The 24,268-nt window shown below is 60.5% G+C and carries 25 protein-coding genes; 14 read left to right on the top strand and 11 right to left on the bottom strand.

Annotated elements, in window-relative coordinates; all coding sequences use genetic code 11:
• The first annotated feature begins 35 nt into the window (after positions 1-35).
• A complete protein-coding gene (locus P3T24_RS11650; RefSeq protein WP_429434681.1) occupies positions 36-968 on the top strand; it encodes a hypothetical protein in 933 nt (310 codons plus the stop codon).
• A 260-nt stretch (positions 969-1,228) separates the two neighbouring features.
• Here P3T24_RS11650 and P3T24_RS11645 read toward each other — a convergent pair whose 3' ends face one another.
• Together P3T24_RS11645 and P3T24_RS11640 are read right to left on the bottom strand one after the other, a co-directional pair.
• The gene (locus tag P3T24_RS11645; protein ID WP_074266913.1) at positions 1,229-1,504 is read right to left on the bottom strand and encodes a DUF6723 family protein; all 276 of its coding nucleotides are present in this window, start codon (positions 1,502-1,504) and stop codon (positions 1,229-1,231) included.
• A gap of 11 nt (positions 1,505-1,515) precedes the next feature.
• Complete coding sequence (locus P3T24_RS11640; RefSeq protein WP_074266912.1) at positions 1,516-1,800, bottom strand: hypothetical protein; 285 nt, start codon at positions 1,798-1,800, stop codon at positions 1,516-1,518.
• Between the two features lie 668 nt (positions 1,801-2,468).
• On the opposite strand from P3T24_RS11640, the gene P3T24_RS11635 reads away from it, so the two are divergent.
• Together P3T24_RS11635 and P3T24_RS11630 are read left to right on the top strand one after the other, a co-directional pair.
• Positions 2,469-3,077, top strand: coding sequence for an RNA polymerase factor sigma-70 (locus P3T24_RS11635; RefSeq protein WP_429434678.1), 609 nt, complete (start codon positions 2,469-2,471; stop codon positions 3,075-3,077).
• On the top strand, positions 3,058-3,267 hold the full coding sequence (locus P3T24_RS11630) for a zf-HC2 domain-containing protein (protein ID WP_429434675.1): 210 nt from the start codon (positions 3,058-3,060) through the stop codon (positions 3,265-3,267). Before P3T24_RS11635 ends, P3T24_RS11630 begins: the two co-directional genes overlap by 20 nt.
• Before the next feature lie 25 nt (positions 3,268-3,292).
• Here the strand turns inward: P3T24_RS11630 and P3T24_RS11625 are convergent, their stop codons facing one another.
• The 3 genes from P3T24_RS11625 to arsC form a co-directional block, all read right to left on the bottom strand.
• Positions 3,293-3,583, bottom strand: coding sequence for a DUF1272 domain-containing protein (locus P3T24_RS11625; RefSeq protein ID WP_429435300.1), 291 nt, complete (start codon positions 3,581-3,583; stop codon positions 3,293-3,295).
• 156 nt (positions 3,584-3,739) lie between these two features.
• Complete coding sequence (locus P3T24_RS11620) at positions 3,740-5,116, bottom strand: gluconate:H+ symporter (RefSeq protein ID WP_074266908.1); 1,377 nt, start codon at positions 5,114-5,116, stop codon at positions 3,740-3,742.
• A 106-nt stretch (positions 5,117-5,222) separates the two neighbouring features.
• Complete coding sequence (arsC, locus tag P3T24_RS11615; RefSeq protein WP_429434673.1) at positions 5,223-5,582, bottom strand: arsenate reductase (glutaredoxin); 360 nt, start codon at positions 5,580-5,582, stop codon at positions 5,223-5,225.
• 1,086 nt (positions 5,583-6,668) lie between these two features.
• Between arsC and parA the strand changes: the two genes are divergently transcribed.
• Both parA and P3T24_RS11605 read left to right on the top strand, forming a co-directional pair.
• Entirely contained in the window at positions 6,669-7,331 is a 663-nt protein-coding gene (gene parA / locus P3T24_RS11610) for a ParA family partition ATPase (RefSeq protein WP_074266906.1), read from the top strand.
• A gap of 24 nt (positions 7,332-7,355) precedes the next feature.
• On the top strand, positions 7,356-8,417 hold the full coding sequence (locus P3T24_RS11605; RefSeq protein ID WP_429434671.1) for a ParB/RepB/Spo0J family partition protein: 1,062 nt from the start codon (positions 7,356-7,358) through the stop codon (positions 8,415-8,417).
• Between the two features lie 55 nt (positions 8,418-8,472).
• Here the strand turns inward: P3T24_RS11605 and P3T24_RS11600 are convergent, their stop codons facing one another.
• The gene (locus P3T24_RS11600; RefSeq protein ID WP_367946968.1) at positions 8,473-9,858 is read right to left on the bottom strand and encodes a replication initiation protein; all 1,386 of its coding nucleotides are present in this window, start codon (positions 9,856-9,858) and stop codon (positions 8,473-8,475) included.
• A 2,005-nt stretch (positions 9,859-11,863) separates the two neighbouring features.
• Between P3T24_RS11600 and P3T24_RS11595 the strand changes: the two genes are divergently transcribed.
• Positions 11,864-13,069 (top strand): DNA-binding protein, encoded by a 1,206-nt coding sequence (locus P3T24_RS11595; protein ID WP_429434668.1) that lies wholly within the window; start codon positions 11,864-11,866, stop codon positions 13,067-13,069.
• A gap of 98 nt (positions 13,070-13,167) precedes the next feature.
• Here P3T24_RS11595 and P3T24_RS11590 read toward each other — a convergent pair whose 3' ends face one another.
• The 3 genes from P3T24_RS11590 to P3T24_RS11580 form a co-directional block, all read right to left on the bottom strand.
• On the bottom strand, positions 13,168-14,229 hold the full coding sequence (locus P3T24_RS11590) for a tyrosine-type recombinase/integrase (RefSeq protein ID WP_429435297.1): 1,062 nt from the start codon (positions 14,227-14,229) through the stop codon (positions 13,168-13,170).
• 108 nt (positions 14,230-14,337) lie between these two features.
• Positions 14,338-14,736 (bottom strand): DUF2471 family protein, encoded by a 399-nt coding sequence (locus tag P3T24_RS11585; RefSeq protein WP_429434665.1) that lies wholly within the window; start codon positions 14,734-14,736, stop codon positions 14,338-14,340.
• Positions 14,737-14,880: 144 nt separating this feature from the next.
• On the bottom strand, positions 14,881-15,495 hold the full coding sequence (locus tag P3T24_RS11580; RefSeq protein WP_074266899.1) for a helix-turn-helix domain-containing protein: 615 nt from the start codon (positions 15,493-15,495) through the stop codon (positions 14,881-14,883).
• 152 nt (positions 15,496-15,647) lie between these two features.
• Between P3T24_RS11580 and P3T24_RS11575 the strand changes: the two genes are divergently transcribed.
• Positions 15,648-16,847: a glycine C-acetyltransferase gene (locus tag P3T24_RS11575; RefSeq protein ID WP_074266898.1), complete on the top strand. Its 1,200-nt coding sequence runs from the start codon at positions 15,648-15,650 to the stop codon at positions 16,845-16,847.
• Positions 16,848-16,860: 13 nt separating this feature from the next.
• Positions 16,861-17,889 (top strand): L-threonine 3-dehydrogenase, encoded by a 1,029-nt coding sequence (gene tdh, locus P3T24_RS11570; protein WP_429434662.1) that lies wholly within the window; start codon positions 16,861-16,863, stop codon positions 17,887-17,889.
• A 40-nt stretch (positions 17,890-17,929) separates the two neighbouring features.
• Here the strand turns inward: tdh and P3T24_RS11565 are convergent, their stop codons facing one another.
• Positions 17,930-18,580, bottom strand: a complete 651-nt coding sequence (locus tag P3T24_RS11565; protein ID WP_074266896.1) for a YceI family protein — start codon at positions 18,578-18,580, stop codon at positions 17,930-17,932.
• 183 nt (positions 18,581-18,763) lie between these two features.
• On the opposite strand from P3T24_RS11565, the gene P3T24_RS11560 reads away from it, so the two are divergent.
• The 3 genes from P3T24_RS11560 (at position 18,764) to P3T24_RS11550 (ending at position 20,708) form a co-directional block, all read left to right on the top strand.
• Positions 18,764-19,432, top strand: a complete 669-nt coding sequence (locus tag P3T24_RS11560; RefSeq protein ID WP_429434659.1) for a TetR/AcrR family transcriptional regulator — start codon at positions 18,764-18,766, stop codon at positions 19,430-19,432.
• Positions 19,433-19,449: 17 nt separating this feature from the next.
• The gene (locus tag P3T24_RS11555) at positions 19,450-19,929 is read left to right on the top strand and encodes a DUF1348 family protein (RefSeq protein ID WP_074266894.1); all 480 of its coding nucleotides are present in this window, start codon (positions 19,450-19,452) and stop codon (positions 19,927-19,929) included.
• Between the two features lie 260 nt (positions 19,930-20,189).
• Positions 20,190-20,708 (top strand): hypothetical protein, encoded by a 519-nt coding sequence (locus P3T24_RS11550; RefSeq protein ID WP_074266893.1) that lies wholly within the window; start codon positions 20,190-20,192, stop codon positions 20,706-20,708.
• 207 nt (positions 20,709-20,915) lie between these two features.
• Here the strand turns inward: P3T24_RS11550 and P3T24_RS11545 are convergent, their stop codons facing one another.
• Complete coding sequence (locus P3T24_RS11545; RefSeq protein ID WP_429434656.1) at positions 20,916-21,704, bottom strand: COG4705 family protein; 789 nt, start codon at positions 21,702-21,704, stop codon at positions 20,916-20,918.
• A 115-nt stretch (positions 21,705-21,819) separates the two neighbouring features.
• Between P3T24_RS11545 and P3T24_RS11540 the strand changes: the two genes are divergently transcribed.
• From P3T24_RS11540 to P3T24_RS11530, 3 genes are all read left to right on the top strand, one after another.
• Positions 21,820-22,482: a response regulator gene (locus P3T24_RS11540; RefSeq protein WP_429289188.1), complete on the top strand. Its 663-nt coding sequence runs from the start codon at positions 21,820-21,822 to the stop codon at positions 22,480-22,482.
• Positions 22,479-23,840, top strand: coding sequence for an ATP-binding protein (locus tag P3T24_RS11535; RefSeq protein ID WP_429434653.1), 1,362 nt, complete (start codon positions 22,479-22,481; stop codon positions 23,838-23,840). Before P3T24_RS11540 ends, P3T24_RS11535 begins: the two co-directional genes overlap by 4 nt.
• Before the next feature lie 119 nt (positions 23,841-23,959).
• A complete protein-coding gene (locus P3T24_RS11530) occupies positions 23,960-24,256 on the top strand; it encodes a DUF4148 domain-containing protein (protein WP_429434650.1) in 297 nt (98 codons plus the stop codon).
• Positions 24,257-24,268: the final 12 nt, after the last annotated feature.

The raw sequence follows: 24,268 nt of genomic DNA, 5'->3' as shown, positions 1-24,268 counted from the left end.
CGCGGCGGCCGTCAGTAAAACGTCGGGAGACAGCCATGCGACATACTGTGATTGGTTTATTCGGCACTTACGCCCAGGCGGAGAGCGCGCGCGACACGCTCGTGCAAACGGGTTTCGCCTATGACGCCATCGAGTTGCAGGCCAACCCGGTGCCCTCCGCGACCGACGCAGTCGAAAACGCCGGCGTGCTGGCCAATATCGAGCGCTTCATCTCCAGCCTGTTTGCCAAGGAGCCGCACGCGCCGGAGGCAGAGCGCTATACCGACGCCGTGCGCCGCGGTGCGGTGCTGGTTTGCGTCAACGCTGCCAGCGAGTCGCACGCGGAGCTCGCCAGCAGCACCCTGGCACGGCTGGGCGCCACCGACATCGGTGAGCGCCAACCGGGCTGGGACACAGAACGGGACGAACCGGCCGCCCGCCGGGAAAACTCGGTACTCGACGAACTCGGCATAGGCGGCGTCAATACGCCGCCCTCTGCGAGCGTCGCCCCGGGAGATCCACGGCGAGGCGTGCCGCCCGTGCCTGCCGACCCGCTAGTCGACGAACCGTTGACGGCGCGGCCGCTCAGCGAAGCGGCCACGCTCAACACCATTGCCGCTGGCAGCGCGCCGGGGTTTGGCGCCGTGTTCACGCCGGTCGATGTGGCGCCCGCCGCGCGACGCCCGGAACCCATTGAAGGCGAGACGATTCCGGACGAGTTTCTCGAGTATGAAGAAGACTTCCGCAATCACTACGACGAGCAGTACGCGAGCGAGGAAGCCCGCTACGAAGACTACGTGCCCGCGTATCGCTACGGCGCGACGATTGCCCATGACGCGCGCTTTCGCGACCGCCCCTGGGACGACGTCGAGCCGGAAGCCCGGCGCCACTGGGAGACCACGTCACCGGCCGCGACCGATACGTGGGAACGGTTCAAGGCAGCGGTGCGGCATGGCTGGGATCGCGTGACGGGACACCATCACGTGTGACGCGTGAAGGCGCTTCGCGGGAGGTTGCGGTGGATAACCCTGCGGCCTCCAAAGTTATCCACAATTTCGCTGAATAACCTTGTGGATAAGTGGAGGTTTTGCCTTTGCAGTCAAGCACGTCTCCGGTCTGAGACGAATTAAGGCAAATGGCCGCTGTCGGAGCGTGGCGCGGTAGTGCGACGGAGCGGAAAAATGGCGCTATCGTCCGGTCACGCCGACAACCAGCAAGACGCCGGAATAGCGTCTGTTTTCGCCCGCGGTTACTCCGGTACGGCGATATCCCCATCCACAAGCTGCAAGCCGTACGTTTGCGCGTACAGTTCCGCAGCTTGTGCGTCTTCGAAAAACGGCATGTCCGCATGCCCCTGGAACGGGTAGATCGCCCGCCCATCGCTCAAACGTGTGACCTTAAGCGTCGGCACAGTCCCGCTCGATGTACGCCGCGACGATACCGCAACGTGATAATTCTCCCGGCCAGGGCGATCCGGCTGGTCCTGCAGCGGCTGGCGCCGGGCGGTGGTAGTGGAATAGGCCATCGGGACGCCGCTCACAACCCGACGATCGACTGGCCGGCAATCATGCCGTCAATGACCTGTTCCGCGTGACTTGCCGAGGCCATCCGCGCATCGCCCGTCGTGCCGAAGGGCGAGCGGCTTGGCACGCGAAATACGCGGCTCGTCGTCATCGTGTCGTCCTTGCCGCGCCGGCAGATCTTCACCGCGGCATCGAAACCCGCATCGTAGTGACGCGTGCCGTTTGCTCCCCGAGGCTGATGCGGATAAACCAACGGATAAATCTCGAGTCCGCGGTAGCTTCTGATGATGTTGTTCATGGTAGTTGTCTCCCGTAAGTGGTTTGCCGGGTGGCGATCGCGGTATGGACGCCGCCTTTTGCGCGACTCACAACACACGACTGCGGTTTCTGCGGCAAACGGTTCTGCGACTGGCGCAGGGATGTCGATACGCGCAAACGAAGGTCGCCTCCGTTACGTTGGAGCAGCGGCCACGCGTAGTGACTTAAAGAGGGATCCTGATCGATCCGGGAAGCGCGATAAAGCGAAGACGTGAGGGGGTCGGCGCAAGCGCGCGAGAGACTAACAAGCAGTTGAGCCACTGTAGCACGTATGCACCCAAATGACGCGGGACATTTGAATGGCAGCGGACGGCGCGAGGATCGTTGCCTCGCGGCGAAAACGGTCGAGCTCCCGGTTCAAAGAGAAAACATTCAATATTGCCGATGCCGCTGTCATAAACGCGCGCTTTTACCGACTTATCTGTGTTTACGTCGCCGCTGCAGGCAAATCCATGCTGAACTTCCATCTGCTACAGCAGGAGCGAGCGCGAAGATGAGCGCCACGCCCCATCTTCGATACCCCAAATATCCACACATGAACACCATCGATCTTGTAGCGCGTCGGAACAGACGCGTTAAAGCGGCGCCGGGCCCGATTGGGGATCCAGTTGACGCTTGCCCGGGCGCCGTACGGCGGTGGGACCGGGCATGAGGCAAACGGCGGAGCGGGGTTTCGACGACCCGGTTTATCTGACGCAACTGCGGCGCGATCTGTTGCGCTTCGCCCGACTGCAGCTGCGCGATGCAGCCGCCGCCGAAGACGCAGTCCAGGAAGCGCTCGCCGCGGCGTGGTCGCAAGCGGATCGATTCGCCGCGCAATCGGAGCACAAGACGTGGGTGTTCGGGATCTTGCGGCACAAACTGGTCGACACCCTGCGCGCCCGCAAACGCACGGTGAGCCTTTCAGCGCTCGACTCCGAACTCGACGACGAAGCGTTGCTCGACCGCGAGCTTTTCAAGGACAACGGCCACTGGTCGAAAGAGGCCAAACCGCGTCTATGGCCGACGCCCGAGACCGCGCTACGCCAGCAGCAATTCTGGCAGCTCTTCGAGATGTGCCTCGATCATCTGCCGGAACATATCGGCCGTGTGTTCATGATGCGCGAATTCCTCGATCTGGACACTGAAGAGATATGTACTGAATTGCAGATAACCGCCAATCACTGCAGCGTCCTGATGTATCGCGCACGGCTACGGCTGCGCACCTGCCTGACCGAAAAGGGCCTTTCCGGAGAAGATGCGAATGGGGAAATGTAAGCTCATCACGCGGCTGCTATCCGACGCGCTCGATCGGCCATTGAAGGCCGGCGAGTGGATCGCGGTCGGCCTGCATCTTCCGATCTGCAGCGGCTGCCGCAACTACCGCAAACAAATAAGTTTGCTGCGGACGGCGTCGCGCGAGTTAAGCGGGCTCGATGGAGCCGGCGAGGTCCATTCTGACGATTAACGCGCCGGCAAGCGACCGCAGCGAATTAGCGCTCGCCGGGCGGGATCGCGCGATACCGTTCGAGAAAGGCCGCGTGGCCGGCTTCGTTGATGTGTACAGGATGCCGCTGCGCGCCTGCGGGATTTTTGGCGAGCATCGCGCGCGGACGGATGGGCCGGGGCTGGAAATTGCCGCCGCAATTCGGACACACGTTGCCGAGCGTACCTAGCGCGCAATTTTCGCAGAAGGTGCACTCGTAACTGCAGATCATCGCGTCGGGCGCATTGGGCGGCAATAACTTGCCACATCCTTCACAGGACGGTCTCAGTTCCAGCATCGCATGCTCCCATGTTGAGAGAAAGAAAAAGGCGCGTTCGCTGCGCCCTTCGATACGAGACAGTGTAGGTGCTGCTGCAGGGCAGGCGAGGTGCCCATCCTGCGGCAGGCGGGTAGCAGGTACTGCCATGGCGTGTGGGCTCGGTAGCGATCCGGCTTAGGTCAGGACACTCCACATCAAGAGCGTCAGCGCGAGTCCAACCACCGACACAATAGTCTGCAGGATCGACCAGACGAAAACGGTCTGCTTGAGTTTCAATCCGAAGTATTCACGCACCATCCAGAAACCTGCGTCGTTCACGTGGCAGAAGAACACCGAACCCGCGCCGATAGCGAGCGCCAGCAGCGAATTGTGCGTCGGGCTGAGGCCGATGACGACCGGCGCGACGATACCAGCCGTCGTCGTCGTGGCGACGGTGGCCGAACCGGTGGCCTGGCGCAACGCGACGGCGATCAGCCAGGCGAGCAGGATTAAAGGCAGGTGCGCGCCGACCGCGATCTTGCCGATAGTCGTGCTGATGCCCGCGACCACGAGCGCCTGCTTGAGTCCTCCACCTGCGCCGATGGTCAGAAGCAGTGCCGCGATCGGCGGCAAGCTTTTGCGCAGGATGCCGCTCACGCGGTCGCGCGGCATGCCTCGCGACCAGCCGAGCGCCACGATGGCGAACAGCACCGTGAGCCCGAGGGCAATTAGCGGCTCGCCAAGGAAATTAAGCGCGTTAAAGAGGAACGTTTCCGGTTGCAGCGCGAGTTTCGCGACGGTGCGCCCTAACATCAAAATGACGGGCAACAGGATCGTGATCAGCGAAATGGCGAAGCTGGGCGGTTCGGCCGTATCGGTCTGCGCGGAGAACAGTTTGCCCATTTCCTCCGGCTCGGCCACGTCCATTCGCCCGGACAACCAGATGCCGTAGAGCGGTCCGGCCAAAATCACCGCCGGAATGGCGACGATCAGACCCAACCCAAGTGTCAGGCCGAGATCCGCGTGCAGGGCGCTGACGGCGATCAACGGACCCGGGTGCGGCGGCAGCAACGCGTGCAACGTGGTCATGCCGGCGAGGGCGGGAATTGCGATGCGCAGGATCGGCTGCTGGGAGCGCCGCGCCATCACGAAGATGATCGGCACCATCATCACCAGGCCCACTTCAAAAAACAGCGGCATCCCGATGATGATCGCCACCAGGGCCATCATCCACGGCAGTGAGCGCGGCGTGGAGTGCTTGAGGATGGTCGAGACGAGCCGGTCCGCTGCGCCGGACTCGGCCATCAACGCGCCGAGCATCGCCCCCAGCGCGATGATGATCCCCACATCTCCAAGCAGCGCGCCCGCTCCCTTGCTGAAAGCGCCTGCCACCGCTTCGAGCGGCAGGCCGGCGGCAAACCCGGCAGCGAACGTGCCGACCAGTATCGACAGGAACGGTGCCAGTTTGAGCGCGCTGATAAAAACGATGATCAGCGCAAGTCCTAGTACGCACGACAGGATCAGTTGGGTGTCGTGGGGCGACCACGGCGCGAGTGTTGTCGGTAAATGCACGATGTCCCTTTGTGTTGATTGACGCCTCCGCGGCCACGCGCGGATGACGGCGATTGTAGCGGGCGTCAGCGGTTCGGCGTAGCGGAGCCGGGCGTAAGTGGGGGATTCACACGAACAACGATTCGACGTTCTCGGGTGGCCGTCCGATAATCGCTCGACCATTGCGAACGACGACGGGACGCTGCATCAGGATGGGGTGTTTTTCAATCGCTTCGTATAACTGATCGTCGGAGAGGTCGGTGCGGTCAAGGTCGAGTTCTTCGTAGACGCTCTCGGTGTTCCGCAGCATTTCGCGGACGGGGCAACCGAGCATTGCGTTCAGCGTTTTCAGTTGCGCGGAGGATAGCGGGTGCTTCAGATATTCCACGATCTCTACGGGCTCGCTTGCGACGTTGAGGCTGTTGGTGATCAGGTCGACTGCAGCTCGTGACTTGGAGCAGCGGGGGTTGTGATAGATGGTGATCATGGCGGTGCTTTGGTTGGATGCGGGCTGGCTGGAGAGCAGTGGCGATTTTAGCGTTGATTGTGGGGTGAAATTAAGGCTGTGGATGGGTGGGGTTGGCTAGCGGGGTAGGTGTAGATTCAATCGCGAAGTTTTGTTTATACGGTTTTTTGTGAAATGTTGGTGGCTAGCTTAGTGGCCGTCGTGCGATGTTGGTTTGGCTCTGGGCCGCTTATGGGTGAGGTGTCGGGAATGCGCCCCGTGGAAGGGCTCGTGGGTGGGTAGAGCCTCGCTGTTACGTAGCGGGGAGGTGACATTGACAGTGAGAGGCGTACTGCCCCAGCAATGGTCCAACGAGGCTGGGTGCTCCTCCCGTCCGCTGGGCGATTTACGTCTGCGACGGCAGCCCCCAGATTCTCGTAGCCGGCTGCGGTGGATCGCGTTTATGCGCATAAAGTCGGTGCCCGTCGCTCAATGGCCTCGGCCCCGCTGGCGAACGACCACACGCTCGGGTGAGCAGTTAGGGCATAGCGATTGTCCTGCGCTTTCACCCCGGTGAGGATGCGTCGCTCGGCATGGCTATCGGACCGCATTCTTTGCGAACCGTGGTGTGCCTGCGGCCTGACTCACGCCTGAGGCCGTCGCCGTGACATCATGCGGCCGACCGGAACGACCCGTTTATGCGCATAAAGTCCGTGCCCTGCGCGATCACCCCCTCCCCACCGGCAAGGAGCAGTAGGCCCAAGCCAGCCGCTAAGCCATAGCAATCTGCTCCTAGATATCACCGAGCGCGGAGGCAGTCATTCGCTGGCGCCTCCAACCGTTCTCCATATTGACCGAGCTGGGCCAGGACACGGCCCCACTCGACTTCCCCGATCGCCGCCACGTAACCGCCACAGCACAACGTCATATTCACGCAAACGGACCTCGCAACTATCCATCCTATTCCTGTTGCGACTCGCTTCCACCACCCACTCGCCAACCAACCGGCCTCTTTATGCGCATAAACCTTGGCCGAATGGCCAACGCGTCGCACGTTAACGACAAAACAGATTGAAATACAAATTCATCAAGGTAAAATCCATCAGCGTCTAAAAAGAGAGGTGAAGATTGGCAGCAGAAATCATCGCGGTAACTCAACAGAAGGGTGGAGTCGGGAAAAGCACAATCGCGATGCACCTCGGCGCTGCCTTCCATGAGAAAGGTAAGCGGGTCCTCGTCGTCGACGCTGACGGGCAAAACACTCTGGTCCACTGGACGAGCGCATCATCAGACAGTGAATCGGGCATCCCTTTTCCGGTCGTCAACCTCTCCGAGTTCGGTGGCCAGATCCACCGCGAGATCAAGAAGTTCGTCGGCGACTATGACATCATCGTCGTGGACTGCCCGCCATCCATCACCGAGAAAGTCTCCGGCGTCGTCCTGCTCGCCGCTACCGTAGCCATCATCCCGACCTCTTCGTCCCCGGCCGATTATTGGTCGAGCGTGGGACTGGTCAAGCTGATTCAGCAAGCCCAGTCAATGAACGAAGACCTGCGCGCTGTCTTTCTGCTCAACAAGACCGAAGAGAAGCGGATGCTGACCCGCGAACTCAAGCGTGCGCTGGAAGAACTAGGTTTTCCGCTGCTCAAGACCCAGATTCCTACCCGCGAAGCCTATAAGCAGGCCATGGCGCTCGGGCAGACTGTGCTGCAGATGAATGACCGCGGCGCCAAGCTCGCGGCCGCCGAAGTACGTGCGTTCGCCGACGAGATCGCCGCCCTGCTCCCCTGAATTTATGCGCATAAAGGACACTGAATGAAACCCTCCCAATTCGCCAAAGGCTTTCAAGCACGTCCGGACACGACGACCAGCGAGAAGCGGACTGCCCTCGACCGCCTCAACGCCATTGATGGCCTGGTGCAAAATGCTCCGAAGGTGAGCAACATCGCGGGCCGATCGAGTCAGCCCGTCTCCGCACCGCCCGCTACCGAAGCCGAATTGGCGGAAACGCTGAATGAATCTGCCGCGTACCGTGCGTGGCGCGTCGAGAATGGATATCGTCCCGGGCAGGTGATTGAGATCGCGTTGAAGGCGATCAAGCCCAGTCCGTTCAATCCGCGCCACTTTTATCTGAAGACATCGATCGCCGAGTTGGCGGTCAATCTGGCAAAGCAGGGCCAGCAGCAGGCGATCCATGTGATCCCCGACTACGACAACCCGGGCACGTATTTCGTGAGCGATGGCGGACGACGGGTGCGTGCGCTCAAGGAAGCCAACAAGGAGTCGGTGAAGGCAATCGTCATCGATCTGCCGATCGGTCTCGAGAGCTACAAGCTCGGCTACGATCTCAACGTTCAGCGCGCCTCGCAGACAGTGTTCGACAACGCGGTCGTCTGGAAGCGTTTTCTGGACGAAAAGTACTTCCAGAGTCAGAAAGAACTGGCCGAGCATCTGGGACTGGATGAGTCGACTGTCGCAGTGGCCTTGTCCATTGCCAAGTTGCCAGAGGTAGTGATGCAGGAGATGGTCGCAAGAACGGATCGCTTCGGATCGAACATGGCCTATCAGGTTGGCCGATACCACGGTGCTCGCGGCTCGGACGCCACGTTGCGTCTGATCAACAAGATCCTCTCTGATGATCTGAGCACGCGCCAGGTTGCCGACATCGTGAAAGGGCGGGCCAGCGCGCAGGAAAACACCAAACCGGCGGGACGACAACGCTACGCGCAGCGTCTTGAGATCAAGCTGGATGGCGTGTCGGTGGGAGATCTGAAGTCGTATGGAGACGACCGTATCGAACTCCGACTGAAGGGTCTGTCAAAGGAAAAACGCGACGGCATCCTCAGGCAGATCGAGCAGATGTTGCTGCCGAAGTAACCTGTTGGTGCGGCGTCGCAACGACGCCGCACTGGCAATTAGCAGCTAGGAGGCTTCACGCGGCGCGGGACTGGCTCAAGGTGAACGCGAGCAGGTCGCCATCGGTTGGCTCACCCCAGGTCTTGCGGGCCAGCCAGTCGAAGAACGCGGTTTCAACAATCTTCGAGTCGAGTCCGCGACGGCGCCAGTCGTCGCGCATGTGCGAACCAAGACCCGGCAACTCGTCGTCCTCGAACGACCGGCGCGCAATTTCCCGCTCGTTTTCACCCTGTTCATCGTAGAGCGCCCGCGCTTCCTTGCGACGATAACCCGAGTATTCGCCAAGCAGGCGCGCCTTGAGATCGTCCGCCGGCGCTGCCACCGCCGCCTTGCCGGCGCTGCCCGACACCAGCGATTCGACTGGCGGCGCATAGCCTTTCTTCAATGCATCCTTGAAAAGCGCCGGCGCGCTCCGTACCGGTGGCAGCGAGGTACTGCGCATGCGCTGTTCCGTCATCTGCAACGCGGCGCGAATCCGGTTTTCCTCGCTATCCGCGTAAAGCGTCTGGGCTTCCTTGAGCGGAATTCCGATCTTGACCATGCGGTCGACGAGCGTACTGTCGAAGACGTTCGGATGTTCGTCGAGCGCCAGCATCGGCTGCTTACGCTCCGTCACGCGGAACTGGATCTCGGCGACGCGACGGCCTTCCCGATGTTCGATCAGCTCGACAAAGATGTTGGTGACCGCGTTGACTTCGGCAATAGCCGGCCGCAGGTAGTCGCGCTTGAAGTACTTGTACTCGCGCTTTGCCTCGTCTCCCGCTTCGGTGTCGGGCGTGCCGGAGAGAATTGGGCGCCACCATTCCCACGACTCGCGCATCGTGAGGTGACTCGGATTGGTCAGATAGCGCACGCAGATCTCATATAGCGCCAAGCCCGCGCTACTTCGCAACTGGCTTTGGAACTGCAGACTCAACCGCGCGTACTGGACAGGGTCGAGCAGCTTTTTCTTGATCTTGGGTGCGAACGAGAATTCCACCCATACGCGCCGGGTAGTCGGATCTTCGAGAATTTCCGCGTCTGCGATTAGCGTCGAGATGCCCCATTTGCGGCCGGGCTTCTGACTGGAGGTGCCGGTGCTCCATTCCACCTGCACCGACACCATCCGCCGCAGGTGTTCTTTGACCAGCGCGGTATCGTTCGAGTCGAATGCCGAGTTGGCGACAATGTCCGAAAGCAAAGCGCGGTAGGTGTCGCCGGACTCGTCTGCCTGCTGGGCGACAGCAAGCAGAACATTGAACAGCTTTCGGGTGAGGAGGGTGATCTTCCCGCTCTTGGGCTGAATCGCGATCGCCTCGACGGCTTTGCGCAATTCGGCTGAGCTCGGGCTCACCACATCAGTCTTCTTCGCGCGCTTCGTCGTGGCCATGCGTCGGGTCGAGGAGGGATTTGGCGGAAGCATACCGGCTGTGGTGAAGCACGTCTATAGGGGCCATCTCACCATTCCCGGTGAAGTGAGTTTACGGATCGCGACTCACCTCGATTCACTCCTGAAAACCCTCACCTCTACTGTTTAAGGCCAGGTCGCGGGGTTCGTTGCTCGTCGCGGGCCAGGCAAAAGCCACCTGTTCCATGGTGCGTTGCGAAAGGGAGGGTTTCGCTCCCGTATCGGCTCACCATAAAAAAAGTCGTAAATTCACGACTTGATTCGCACTCCTGGGGGGTCGCCTGGTCCCAGGTTTTCATCCCGCCGGAAGAGTGGTCCGAGGGTGAAGTGCACACATCGTGGCAAGCGCACCATAACCGGGCGGCCATATTAGGCACTCCCGCACGCGCCCGTCCACGGAAAGACCTGAGAGCGGCGCCAAGGCCGCCATCCGGCCGTGCATAGACGGCGCGCTCCCCGGCACTGTAAGCAGGACAGGAAGGACGCCCGATCGCACCGAAGCCCGCTGCTAGCCGGATCGAAGCAGCATCCAACGCCATCCCGCCAGATGCAGACGGGGTCGCCGCTCTTATGAACAGAACGGCGATGCCTCTGCGGACGCAATCCTTTTCCAACCGCCCCCGAAAACCCTCACCTTAGCCCTCTCGTGAACCCGCGAAAACACGCGGCTTACAGCAAATCGCATAGGAGCAGGGCATCGAAACACTCCCGAAAGTCCTCACCTTTGAGCTCAATCACCCTTTGCCTTCAGCTCGATGGCTAGCGTGCACCAGCACCGTTTCAGGCTCCCGAAAAGTCTCACCCATCCCCGATATCGGTAAAAAACATAATACTTTCATACAGTTAGAGAAACTACGTCGAGTAACGCTTGAAATAATCAGGTCCCGCAAAACCTCACCTTAACGGTTCTGTCCGAACAACCGTCATCAGATTCCAGCATCGCAGCACTCTCCCGGAAAACCTCACCATCGACGAATCAAGGCCGTGCGATCCTTCTTCACCAATCAAGCTGTGTAGGCTTTTCCACAGAAGTAACCACAAACTTCCTCCCGAAAAACCTCACCTGGAGGGATTTTTCGCATCCGGATGAATCCCGAAAACACTCACCTTATGGCTAGGCGGTGAGTTTTCCGATCATCATCCAGCTCCCCTTGGCAGCCTCCCGTATAGGCTCACCTTGGCACCTCGAAGTCTCTCGCCTGGTTCTTTCGGCACCTCAAGGGCTTAAAAATATGGAGTAGCTCCCGCAAACCCTCACCTTAGGGTAATCAGTGCACAAAATTCGGGCATAAAAGCGGACGATTCCCCGAAAAGCCTCACCTTGGGTACGCGTTTTCTCCTGCGTTGTCTCACCGAGGGCTTCCGACGCCCCAAATCTGCGCCAAAAAGAGGGACAAAAAGCCCTCCCGAAAGCGCTCACCGCACCGATCTCGAGTCTGTGAGATCATTTTTACGTCCAGTGGGCCTGCACGGCCCGCCAGGTCCCGCAAAACCTCACCTATCATTAGATGCCGTCTTGTAAGCGTCTCCTGAAGCCGCTCACTCACTGTCCCGCAGGTCCTCACCCCGGTCCCTGAACCCCATCACCCGACCATCCCGCAACTCCTCACCCAGTCTCCCGTAAAGCTTCACCTGACTGCCCGCAAACCCTTGCCTAGTAAGGCTCTGCCGTGGCGTTAACGTTTTTAATAAGGGTTCAAGGGTGTTTACTTTTATTACTCTCAAGAATTTCCACCCCGCGCGTCCTTCGGACAAACCGGAATCGCACACCCGCCCCGCATTCCGCTTCGTGAAACAGTCTCTGCACGACTGAAAAGGTAAAAAACTCTTTTCTATCCAATGGGTTATTGGCTATTCTTAGTTTTGTTTCACGGAAATTCCACCAAAGGCAACTACCGCAGCGTTCACTTCCACCAAATCAGTCACCGATCAGCAAGAATGCATCGCACCCCGATAAACTTGTAGCAAATGCTACGTAAATTGTTATGATTTATCGAAATCGGGCAACCTCGAGGTGTAAATGAATCTGGACGAAGAGCGTCAGGCGATCCGCCGGGAGCTGGAATCGATGCGTGAGAGCGGCGCACGCCGGCAAGAATTATCGCTTCATGCCTGCAAGCGTCTGTTTTTTGATCTGGGCATTCGGCCGTCCATGGCAGCGGTCCGGGATCTGACCCAAACCGGAAGTGCCACCGATATCCCCAAAGACATTGATAGCTTCTGGGAACGGATTCGCGGTGCATCCCGTGTTCGAATCGGTGCTGGAACTATCCCGAAAGCACTTGAAGATCGCGCGGGTGAATTACTCGGGGCGTTGTTCGAGGAAGCCATCGAACACGCGCGCTCGACCCTCGACGGCGAACGCGAGGACATCCAGGCACAGATCGCCGCCGCGGAACGCGAAACGAGAGAAGCTGAGATACGCCGGCAGGCGTCTGAAGATGCGATTCGTCGAAGTGACGCACGTGCTGATGCCGCCTGGGAACGGGTTCGGATGCTCGAAGCGGAGCTGGCCACAGCCAATACCCACGGCAGTGTTCATCAGGACAGTTTGCAGGCAAGCGTCCGGCGTCTCGAGGCCGAAAACGAGGCTCTCCGCAAACGTCTCGAAGCGGAGCAGTCCACCAACGCCGCGCTGCGCGACCGCATCGATACATTGCATATCGAACTGCGTCAAAGCACCGAGCATTACGCGCAACAGATCAAGGACGCCGTGGCCGAGGCCGAGCGCCGCGTCAAGCCCATGCTTGTTGAGCTCGATTCGTTACGAAGCATGGCGGCGACCTATCAGTCCGGCGTTCGCGATGCCAGCCGGAAAGAATTCGAGTTCATTCAGCAAATCGCTGCGGCAAAAGCGCGAGGCGACCGGCTGGACGCTCAACTGCGCGAACAGTCCGACGAGCTCGATGCACTAACAGGTGAAATTGCGCTGCTACGCGCGCAGCAAGGCGTAGATCCGGAAGTCGCCGCCCTGTTGTGCACGCTTGCCAATACCGGCCGCTTGAGTGCCGATGACCTCGCGACGATCGGCACGGTTGCCGACGGTCACGTCACGCTGCCGTTGCGTTGTCCAAAATGCGAGGAAGGTGAACCCGAGCTCTCTGAAGTCGATCACCGGTTCGAACTTCAGTGTCCCGAGTGTGAGCACTCGTCGGGGCTCGGACATTCACGGCTCGAGGCCGTCACGCGTTTTTTGGCCGTTAGGCCGGTGAGTTCCGTAGCGTAACCGCACTCACTTCACCTCCTGGTCATCTCGGCATCCGGCGAAAGGTGAGGTAATTCGGGACCGGAAAGGTGAGCCTTTCCGGGCTGATTCTCACACTGTTAACCAGTCGAAGGCCCGCCACGCGGACTTGTCCTTCCAGAGGGCCCGGTGGAATCTGCCTCGTCGCAGGTCGGAATTTTCTGCTGATCCGACCATGCCTTCCATGCCCGATGGAGTCGAGCCGCGGAAACCGGCTGCATAAATCCTAGCCATTCACCTACCAGATCCGGCGCGACGCCCGTCTCAAACAGATCGGCGGCGAAGGTATTGCGTAAGGTTTGCGGACTTGCCCGCGATTCGCGCGACTCGGCGAAGCCAGCAGCGTCGATCAATGCATCGATAGAACGCAGCATCGTTGCCTTGTGCATTGGCCGTCCAGAAGGAGACGCCGGAAATACGAGATTGCCGGCGAGTTCACACAGGCGCCGCTCCGCGAGCCATGCGTCGAGCGCAGCGATGGCAAATGGCGATAACCGTGTGCGCCGGGTCATCATTGGATTGGGTGACTCGACTATGACCCAAGGCGACCCCACTACAACGCAACTAACCGTAAGCGTTCGGGCTTCACCGGTTTTCAATCCTCCACCAAGAAACACAGCAATCAACGCCCGATCGCGACGTTCCCTCCAACGCTGAGCCGCAGTGAGGTCGGTCACCGGCGAGAACAGATGGGCGATCAGTAGTGCTCGCTCGTGGGTAGTGAGAAAACCCGTGGGCTCGTTGTCGCGTGCATTGCGCCAGGCGGCCTCGCCGTCCTGCGCGATAAATCGCGCGGGGTTCGTTGAAGCGGATTCGATCTCACGAACGTGGTCGAGCACCCGTTCGATCAAACGTAAATACCGTACACGCTGCGGTTTTCGGATTGCCAGTCCGGCAACAAAGTCGGCAATGGTTTTTCCGTCGACGGTGATCAGATTGGCATGCCTAACTTTTAGCCAGTCAAGAAAGAGTCCCCACTGTGCCTGGTACACCTCGGCCGAAGATCGACGAAAGTGCTGTTTGGCGAGCCATGCGTCGAAGGCGATGCGAGGATCGCGACGCCAGTCTTCGCGTTCCTGGTCGAAGAGATCGGTAGCTGGGATGTCTCGGTCGGCGGAGCCGGGCGAGTGGGGAGAGGCCATGAAATGATCTACTGTTAGTTGCGTATCATTGTAGGTCAGTCTACTCCAGATCGAGAACAAACCTATCTAACAGATCAAACCAGGGCAGACCCACCCGATCCTTGGGACTCACCCACCCCACGCCCGCGCGCGGCGAGGCGCGCCGCGCACGGGCGCCGCTTGCGCGGCCCTGCGATAGGCCTCTTCATATACACATACCGCAAACGCGAACACGGCCGGCAAAGCGTTCGACGCGCCGAAATCCACAGGCTCGTCAGTTTCCGGATAAGGAAGCGCAGAAGGACGCTGGAACAACCCAAGCATCAGCGCGTCGTGCCGGCCGGCGAAACCAAGGTCAGCGAGCGCTTCCGCCTCGATGGCGTGCAGTAGCCGCCAGGTTAACGGTACTTGCTGGACGATATAGCGAGCAGCGACGCTGCGGACGATGTGTTCAAGATCGCGCGCCGCGGCCTGGAAACGCAGCGCAGCCAGGCCTTGGTCGGCATGATGAGATGTGAGTTCGTTCATTTCGGCTCCGGTCAGTCTGCGTATACTGTACAAACATACAGTACCCAAAGCAACCTCGGCCGAACGGCCAAGTACTCAAGCGCGTGTGTTCATTCCGCCCGCATATCAGGACTGGAGGAGGTACAGCGCGGCCGTGCCCGCCGACTATCCATGAATCACCACGAGTAAAGCCTTCGCCTCGCTTTTCCCGGCATTGCGGATAGCGTGCGGTTCGTCTGCGACGTAGCGTGCCGTATCTGCCGCCTTTAACCGCCTGGTGGTACCGGCAGCCTCGATCTCGATCGACCCATGCAGCACAGTCAAATGTTCGCGCGTGCCCGGTTCATGCGCATTCGAGACCAGCGCTCCGCCAGCCTGCAGCGTCAACTCGTACCACTCGAACTTGCCCGCCAGCTCGATCGGCCCCCACACGCGCAACTGATATTTAGCGTCGTGCCCGCTCAACGTCGGAATTTCGTGCGGACCCGAAACGGCGATCGCCTCGGGCGCCTTCTGCGGCGCGAACAGCGAATCGAGACTGACGCCCAAAGCGTTGGTTAGCCGCCATGCCACCGCGATGGTGGGATTGGCCTTGTCACGCTCGATTTCCGACAACATCGACTTCGACACGCCGGCCGCGCGCGACAGGTCATCGAGCGTCATGCGGCGTTCGCTTCGCAGCCGCTGGATCTGTTCGCCTACCCGCGGCGGTGCCGCGACAGTTTGGGCTAAAGTGGGTGCAGCGCCGGTTGCTGCGCGCCGGGTTCCCGAACTTGCCATTTTTTGACCTATCGTTTAAAGTTGTTCGACATACCGAACTTAAGTTCGGAAAATCGAAATTGTTCGATAAAACCATTATCCGACTATAGCAGGCCGCCACAGTGCCGAACATCACGGCCACGCGGTCCACCGCCCCTACAGGAGCCCGATGTATGCGTGAACCCTACCTCGCCCATTTGCGCAGCACGCTCGAGCAGATCCGTTCCGACGGTTTTTACAAGACTGAGCGCGTAATCGCCAGCCCGCAATCGGCTGACGTGCGGCTCGCAAACGGCACCGACGTCCTGAACTTCTGCGCAAATAACTATCTAGGTCTTGCCGACGATGCGCGCCTGATCGAAGCCGCCAAAGACGGACTCGATCGCGATGGTTTCGGCATGGCGTCGGTGCGTTTTATCTGTGGCACGCAGACCGTTCACAAGGAACTGGAGCAGGCGCTCGCCGCGTTTCTGCAAACTGACGACTGCATTCTCTACTCGAGCTGTTTCGATGCGAACGGTGGCCTGTTCGAAACGTTGCTCGACGAATCGGATGCGATCATTAGCGACGAGTTGAATCACGCCAGTATCATCGACGGTGTGCGGCTGTCGAAGGCCAAGCGCTTTCGCTACAAGAACAACGATCTCGCCGATCTCGAAGCAAAGCTGAAAGAAGCCGATGCCGCCGGCGCGCGCTTCAAGCTGATCGCCACAGACGGCGTGTTCTCGATGGACGGCATCATCGCCAACCTCGCCGGCATCTGCGATCTGGCCGACCGTTACGGCGCGCTGGTGATGGTGGACGATTCGCATGCGGTCGGATTCATCGGCGAACACGGCCGCGGCACACCGGAGCATTGCGGCGTGCTGTCGCGCGTCGACATCATCACGGGCACACTCGGCAAGGCATTGGGCGGCGCATCGGGTGGCTATGTGGCGGCACGCAAGGAGATCGTCGAACTGTTGCGGCAACGCTCGCGCCCCTATCTGTTTTCCAACACGCTCACGCCAAGTATCGCTGCCGCTTCGCTCAAGGTGCTTGAACTGCTCGCGAGCGCGGAAGGCGCCGAACTGCGTGATCGCGTGCGGGCGAACGGCGCGCATTTCCGCAGCAAGATGAGCGCGCTCGGCTTCACGCTGGTTCCGGGCGAACATCCGATCATCCCGGTGATGCTCGGCGACGCGCAACTTGCCTCACGCATGGCAGATGAACTGCTTAAAGAAGGCGTATACGTGATCGGCTTTTCATTCCCGGTGGTGCCGAAGGGCCGCGCGCGCATTCGCACGCAGATGAGCGCCGCGCACACGTCCGAACAGATTGACCGCGCCGTGGATGCATTTGCACGCGTCGGCCGTTCGCTCGGCATCATCTGACCAGGAGCCGCATATGAAAGCACTCGCAAAACTCGAACGCGCTCCCGGCCTGACGATGACGGATGTGCCCAAGCCCGAAGTCGGCCATAACGACGTGATGATCCGCATCAAGCGCACGGCCATCTGCGGTACGGATATTCACATCTGGAAGTGGGACGACTGGGCGCAAAAGACGATCCCTGTGCCGATGCACGTCGGTCACGAGTATGTCGGCGAGATCGTCGAAATGGGCCAGGAAGTCCGCGGCTTTGCGATCGGCGATCGCGTTTCGGGCGAAGGCCATATCACCTGCGGTTTCTGCCGTAACTGCCGCGCGGGACGCCGGCATCTGTGCCGCAATACCGTTGGCGTGGGCGTGAATCGCGAAGGCGCATTCGCGGAGTATCTGGTGATTCCGGCGTTCAATGCCTTCAAGATTCCGCCGGAAATCTCCGATGACCTCGCCGCGATCTTCGATCCGTTCGGCAACGCCACACATACAGCGCTATCGTTCAACCTGGTTGGTGAAGACGTGCTGATCACGGGTGCTGGGCCGATCGGCATCATGGCGGTGGCGATTGCGAAACACGTCGGTGCGCGCAACGTCGTGATTACCGACGTCAACGATTACCGGCTCGACCTCGCTCGCAAGATGGGCGCGACGCGGGCGGTGAACGTCTCGCGCGAATCGCTGCGCGACGTGATGGCCGATCTGCACATGACCGAAGGCTTCGACGTCGGCCTCGAAATGTCAGGGGTGCCAAGTGCATTCACCAGCATGCTCGAAGCCATGAATCACGGCGGCAAGGTTGCGTTGCTCGGCATTCCTCCTGCGCAGACGGCGATCGACTGGAACCAGGTGATCTTCAAGGGTCTGGAAATCAAGGGCATCTACGGCCGCGAGATGTTCGAGACCTGGTACAAGATGGTCGCGATGCTGCAAAGCGGGCTGGACCTGTCGCCGATCCTCACGCACCACTTCCCTGTCAGCGATTATCAGCGCGCCTTTGCCACGATGCTCTCGGGAGAGAGCGGCAAGGTGATTCTCGACTGGACCGCCTGACTTCTACTGCACCAAACCACACCGCTCCGCGCGGCGCCGCTCAGGCGCCCGCGGCCGGCCGGACGAATTCCGCCTGAATCCGCACGTGTACGTCGTCGCCCACGGCCGGATACCAAGTCGCTAGCCCGAACTTCGACCGGTTGAACGTGCCCTCGGCGGAAAAGCCGAGCGTGTCCTGCTTGGTGAGCGGATCCGGGCCGAAGCCGTTGAACACCACATCGAGCGTCACCGGTTGCGTCGCGCCGTGGATCGTCAGATTGCCGGTGAGCTTGCCGCGCGCGTCGCCGGTCCGCTCAAAACCGGTGCTGACGAAGTGGATCTGCGGATACTGTGTCACGTCGAGCACGCTGTCGCTTTTGACCTGCTTGTCGAGTAGCGGCACGTTGGTGTCGAGGCTGGCAGCGTCGATGTTCACGTCCACCGAACTCTTGTCGAGGCCGCCCGCGTTCCAGTCAAGCTGGGCGGTGGCGCGGTCGAACCGCATCGTGAAGCGCGAATACTTCAGATGCTCGACATCGAACGTGACGCTCCAGTGATGCGGGTCGAGCGTGTACTGGCCGGTCGGCACACTCGCTTCGGTCTGCGTGACCGAGTGCGTGACGACCTGCAACGGCGTACACGCGGCGGCCGTAGCGACCGCCGCAATCGACAACGCGCGCACCAAAGCTGCGCGAACAGCGTCCTTCTTCATCGTTTTGCTCCCTGATTCGGCCCACGCCAGGATAACGCAAACCGTACGCCCACGCCCAAGCGTTCATTCGTTCATCGACCGGGCGCTTACGGTGCACTTTCAGGTTAACGCTGCCGACGGCAGAAAAATTCCCAGGGGCGAATTTTTCTTGACGAAGGAGAATGATCGTTCTACCCTTCGTCCATGGCTACTTCAACTGAACCGCTCATCTCCGGCAGCGCACGTGAACGCCTGCTCGACGCTACTGAGGCGCTGATCTACGCCGGCGGTATCCACGCAACCGGAGTGGACGCGATCGTCCGGCAGTCCGGCACGGCTCGCAAAAGCTTCTACACGCACTTTGGATCGAAGGATGCGCTGGTCGCCGCAGCGCTCGAGCGACGCGACGAACGCTGGATGAACTGGTTTATCCAGGGCACGTTGCGCCATGGAGAGAGCACGCGCACGCGTCTGCTCGGCATGTTCGACGTATTGCGCGAGTGGTTCGCCTCGGCGGATTTCCACGGTTGCGCGTTTCTGAATGCGGCGGGCGAAATCGCCGGTGCGGAGGATCCAATCCGCGTCGTCGCGCGCGAGCACAAAGAACGCCTGCTGGCTTTCGTGCGAACGCAGTGCGACGAATACATGGCCGAGCGCAACGTCGCAGACAGTAATCAAGCGGCACGCCTCGCGCGTCAGTGGCTGATCCTGATAGACGGCGCCATTGGCGTGGCGCTGGTGAGCGGCGAACCCGACGCGGCATTGGATGCGCGTGCGGCCGCAGAACACTTGCTCAACGCGGTAAACGCGCCGAGCGTGCAGAACCCGGAATCCACCCACGCACGACCGCCTTCCCGACGTGCGCCCACCTGACCTTTGGAGCAATCACCATGGCTGACCCAATCGAAACCCGCCCCCCTGTGCCGCCTTTCACGCGCGAAACCGCGATCCAGAAAGTGCGTGGTGCCGAAGATGGCTGGAATACCCGCGACCCTGAACGCGTATCGCTGGCTTACACGCCGCAGAGCGTGTGGCGCAATCGCGCCGAATTCGTGACGGGCCGCGCGGAGATTGTCGGACTGCTACGCCGCAAATGGACGCGGGAGCTCGACTATCGCCTGATCAAAGAGTTGTGGGCTTTCACGGACAATCGCATCGCCGTGCGTTTTGCGTACGAGTGGCACGACGACGCCGGCAACTGGTTTCGCTCATACGGCAACGAAAACTGGGAGTTCGATGAGCACGGCCTGATGGCGCGTCGCCACGCGAGCATCAACGATCTGCCGATTCGCGAAGCGGACCGTCTCTACCATTGGCCGCTGGGACGCCGTCCAGACGATCATCCGGGACTCTCGGACCTGGGGCTGTGAGCGCGAGCGACATTTCAGACAAAGGCCGCATGAGCGCGCGGCCCGCTACCCAAAGGTGAACGCCTGAGGGCGTTCACCGATCTGCCACTGCTTTCCGCTATTGTGCTGACTGGGCGCGGCTGCGCAGGCTGCGTGCCTATCTTTCCGAGCGTCGCCTCAACACTGACCGTACGGGTTGAGGTACAGTGCGCGACGGACGGCCAACCCGATAATTACCAGCACATTCAATACGCCGGCGCTCGACCGGTGGCGGAGAAGATATGCATTTGCGGCAGACCAGCAACAACATCCGGCGCTCGCTCGTGGCGCTCGTCGCCAGTTTTGCGGTGGCATCCACCGCTCATGCGGCGGACTGGTGCGGTGGTGGAGTATGGTTTGACGCGATGCTCGGTTCGTATCACATCGATCCTGATCCCGGCACCCACTTCAACGAGTTCAATCCCGGCCTTGGCGTCGAGTGCTGGTTCAACGGCGAATGGGGGGTAACGGCAGGTGGCTTTCGCAACTCGCTGCGGCGCCCTTCGTACTATGGCGGCGGCCTGTGGGCGCCGGAGTTTGCGCATTGGGGCTTCGTCAGACTCGCGGTGATCGGCGGCATTATCTCGGGCTACAACTATGGAAACTGGGGCTTGGGCCGCAATCACACGGTTGGACCGGTGGCGGCGCCGATCGTAATGTTCGACTACAAGCGGGTAGGGGCGAACCTGATTTTTATCCCACCGATTCCATCCGATCAACTGCCGTTCACCATTGGGTTTCAGGTGAAGTACAAGTTTTGAGGTGGGTTTGCGGAACGATCGAGTTTCGACCTCGCCGTGTTGGACAAAGCGACGATAGGTATACCATCCCGTATAACCTCACCACTCCCTGCTATCTCCTGGAACTCCTCACCATCCTGTAAGTCCTCACCTTGAAATCTCGCTGTGAGCGTCCGGTCCACAGCAAAGGAGATTGCGAGCAAGTGTGTGGTTGAGGAGAACGAATGCCTACACCGCCGTACTCCGCTTCGCCGAGCGCTGCGGTATCAACGCAATACACACCACGATAAAAGCCAGCAGAATCCCGGACGCATAGAGCCGGCTAATGTGAAGGCCACCCTCCGCTACAGGCTTATCGAGGAAGTCCCCCAACGTTGCGCCTAGCGGTCGTGTCAAGATAAACGCGGCCCAGAAGAGCGCGGTCCGGGACACACGCGTCCAGCAATACAAGCCCATCACGATGATCAGTCCCGCGCCGAAGAGCATGGCTCCGTATTCGTATCCGATACCGAGACCACCGCGGTCTTCACCCGCTACCCAGTCCCCAAGCGCCGTTCCGAGGGTCTGCGAGAACAGGATCGTGATCCAGTAAAACCACTCTGCCTTGCCCGTAACGATGCTCTCGACCGAGACTGTTCCCTCTGATCGATACCATATCGCCAGACTGGCAATCAGCAATACCACGACGATTGTGGTGCCCCCTGGATAGCCGACCCCGAGCGAGCGATCGGCGAAGTCCGCCATGGTCGTGCCGAGCGTCGTCGTAGCGACGATGGTCGCCCAGTACAGAAAGCGACGAAATTCCTGCGCCTTTACCTGCGCACAAACGAGGCCAATGAACAGGACGAGGAAGATTGCCGAGCCGATCAGGTAGCCAAGATTCAGGGACATCGACACCCAGTCGCCGCCGGTTTCTCCCAGCGTGGTGGCCGCGACCTTGATCACCCAGAAGCCCAAAGTCACTTCGGGAACCTTGCTGACAGCGTGCCTCGCAAAACTCACAGCGTCCGGTTTCATCGCGCATTCCTCCGTTGAACGTGGATGATATTGAACGAACGCTTAACGAAGGCTTAAGGCAGACCTAAGGCCAGATGCGCGACAATGACACCAGGATGACAACGCAGGGGGCGCGATGCGTCTGCTTCTGGTGGAAGACGACGAAATGATTGCGGAGACCGTGCTCGAATCGATGCGGCGCGAGGGCTATGCAATCGACTGGGCACAGGACGGACGGGCCGCCGAGCTATCGCTAGGTAACGACGTATATGACCTCGTCCTGCTGGACCTCGGTTTGCCCGGGAAAAACGGCATCGATTTACTCAGCAGCTATCGCAGACAAGGCGGTGAGGCGCCCGTCATCATCCTGACCGCGCGCGACGCGGTGACCGACCGGATTCGCGGTCTGGACGCAGGCGCAGACGACTACCTGATCAAGCCTTTCGATCTTGACGAACTGGCAGCGCGAGCACGCGCGTTGCTGCGCCGGCGCACTGGACAGAAGCAACCGATCTATGCGCACGGTGATCTAACTCTCGACCCCGCCGCTCATGAAGTGAGGAAAAGCGGCGCTCCAGTGACGCTGGTGCCGCGCGAATTCGGCTTGCTGCAGGCGCTGATCGAAGAGCCTGCACGCGTCTTCACCAGAGCGGAACTCGAGGACAAGCTCTATGGATGGGGCGACGAAGTGGGCAGCAACACGATCGAAGTCCACGTGCACAGCCTGCGGCGCAAGATTGGCACAGAGCAGATCGTGACGGTGCGCGGCGTCGGCTATCGGCTGAAGAGGCTCGGATGAAGTCGATCCGCCGTTGGCTGCTCGGCTGGCTCATCTGCGGTCTCGCCACTGCTTCCGGGATTGCCGCATTGGCGATCTTTCATACGGCCCGCGACGAGGCCGGCGAACTGTTCGACTATGAACTGCGTACCGTCGCGTTGTCGCTGCCCGCGAATGTTGAAGCGGCGGAGACGGTCGAGAGGGAAGGCGAAGAGGCCGCAGGCATTTCGGACGACCGTATTCTCATCGAGATATGGGACAAGGACGGTAGGCTTGTCTATCACTCGCGAGAGTCGGCTGTCCTGACGCGACTGCCGGCCGGTATTCGCACCATCGACCGCAGCGAAGGTCAATGGCGCGTATTCGGGTTGCAACAGGCCGATCGCTTCATCCAGGTCGCGCAACCGGTCTCAGTTCGGGAGGCGCTGGCATTGCAACTTGCGCTGCACACGTTGTGGCCGCTGGGCGTGTTCGTGCCCGTGACGATCCTGTTGGTGCTGTTCGTCGTCGCGTGGGGCCTTGCGCCAATCGGCGGACTGTCGCGTCTTCTCGCAACGCGTTCGCTGGATTCACTCGAACCGCTGCGTCTCGACGGCAGGGTACCCGTGGAAGTCCGGCCGCTAGTCGAGGCATTGAACGACTTGCTACTCCGCCTGAACGTTGCGGCGGAGGCGCGGCGCGCGTTTATCGCCGATGCTGCCCACGAGCTTCGCTCCCCGCTTGCTGCGCTGAAACTGCAGTTGCAGGCCGCTTCGAACAACGGCACGTTGAAGGACGATGGCCAAACGCTCGAGCGAATCGATAGGCGACTCAATCGTATGATCCGGCTCGTGCAGCAATTGCTGACGCTCGCACGCGAGGACGCGCAGTCTACCAGCGTTGGCGCATCCGTCAGTTTGCGCAGACTTGGAGAACAGGCGGTCAGCGATTTCTCGCTGCTCGCCGACGAAAAGCAGATTGACCTGGGCCTCGAGTTCCGGCAACCGGTCACGCGCGAGGATGCGTGCAACGTGCTAACTGATCCGCACGCGTTGGGTGTACTGCTGAATAACCTGATCGACAATGCCATCCGCTACACGCCTCAAGGGGGCAAGGTCGACGTTGTGCTCACGCGCACGTCAGAGCGCCTCGGCCTTGAAGTGGTGGACAACGGCCCCGGCATTCCGGAGCAGGACCTGGGGCGGGTGCTTGACCGCTTCTATCGCGGCGAGCATGCCAAGGGCACGGGCAGCGGACTGGGACTCGCCATTGCCGCCCGCATTGCGCAACGGCAACAGCTGACCCTCTCATTGCGTAACAACGTTGGGGTCGGAGGCCTGACAGTTTCGGTGAGCGGATTTATGCGCGTGGCTGAGCGCGAAATTACAAATCCGTCATGAACGCGTCACCTCGGCGCAAACCGCGGCGCCCGAGAATGGGTTCGTAGCCTCGCTGCTACGTGAAACGGGCCGGGAGCGATACAGGCGCGATCCGGCACAACCCACCTCAGGAGCCTTCCATGAAACTTACCCGATATGCCGCACTTGCCGCAGTCGTTGTGTCGCTGATCCCTTTCGGTCAATCAGCGTTCGCGCAGAGTACGTATGCCACCGGCGCCACGACCCCACCGGCGGCCTCAGTCAACACTGGCAAGACGCGCGCCGAGGTCCGCGCGGAGCTGATCCAGGCCGAGCAGCAAGGAACGATGCCCGTGTCGAAGACCAACTATCCGCCGACGCCGCATGAGATCGCGCAAAATCGCGCCGAATATCAGGCCCGTCATCTGGATAATCGCGTCAACATGGCGGTTAACTGACCCAGAATGCGC

The sequence above is a fragment of the Paraburkholderia sp. GAS33 genome, assembly GCF_050436645.1.
Lineage (GTDB): Bacteria > Pseudomonadota > Gammaproteobacteria > Burkholderiales > Burkholderiaceae > Paraburkholderia > Paraburkholderia phenazinium_B.
This window is presented reverse-complemented; position numbering and strand designations above follow the sequence as displayed.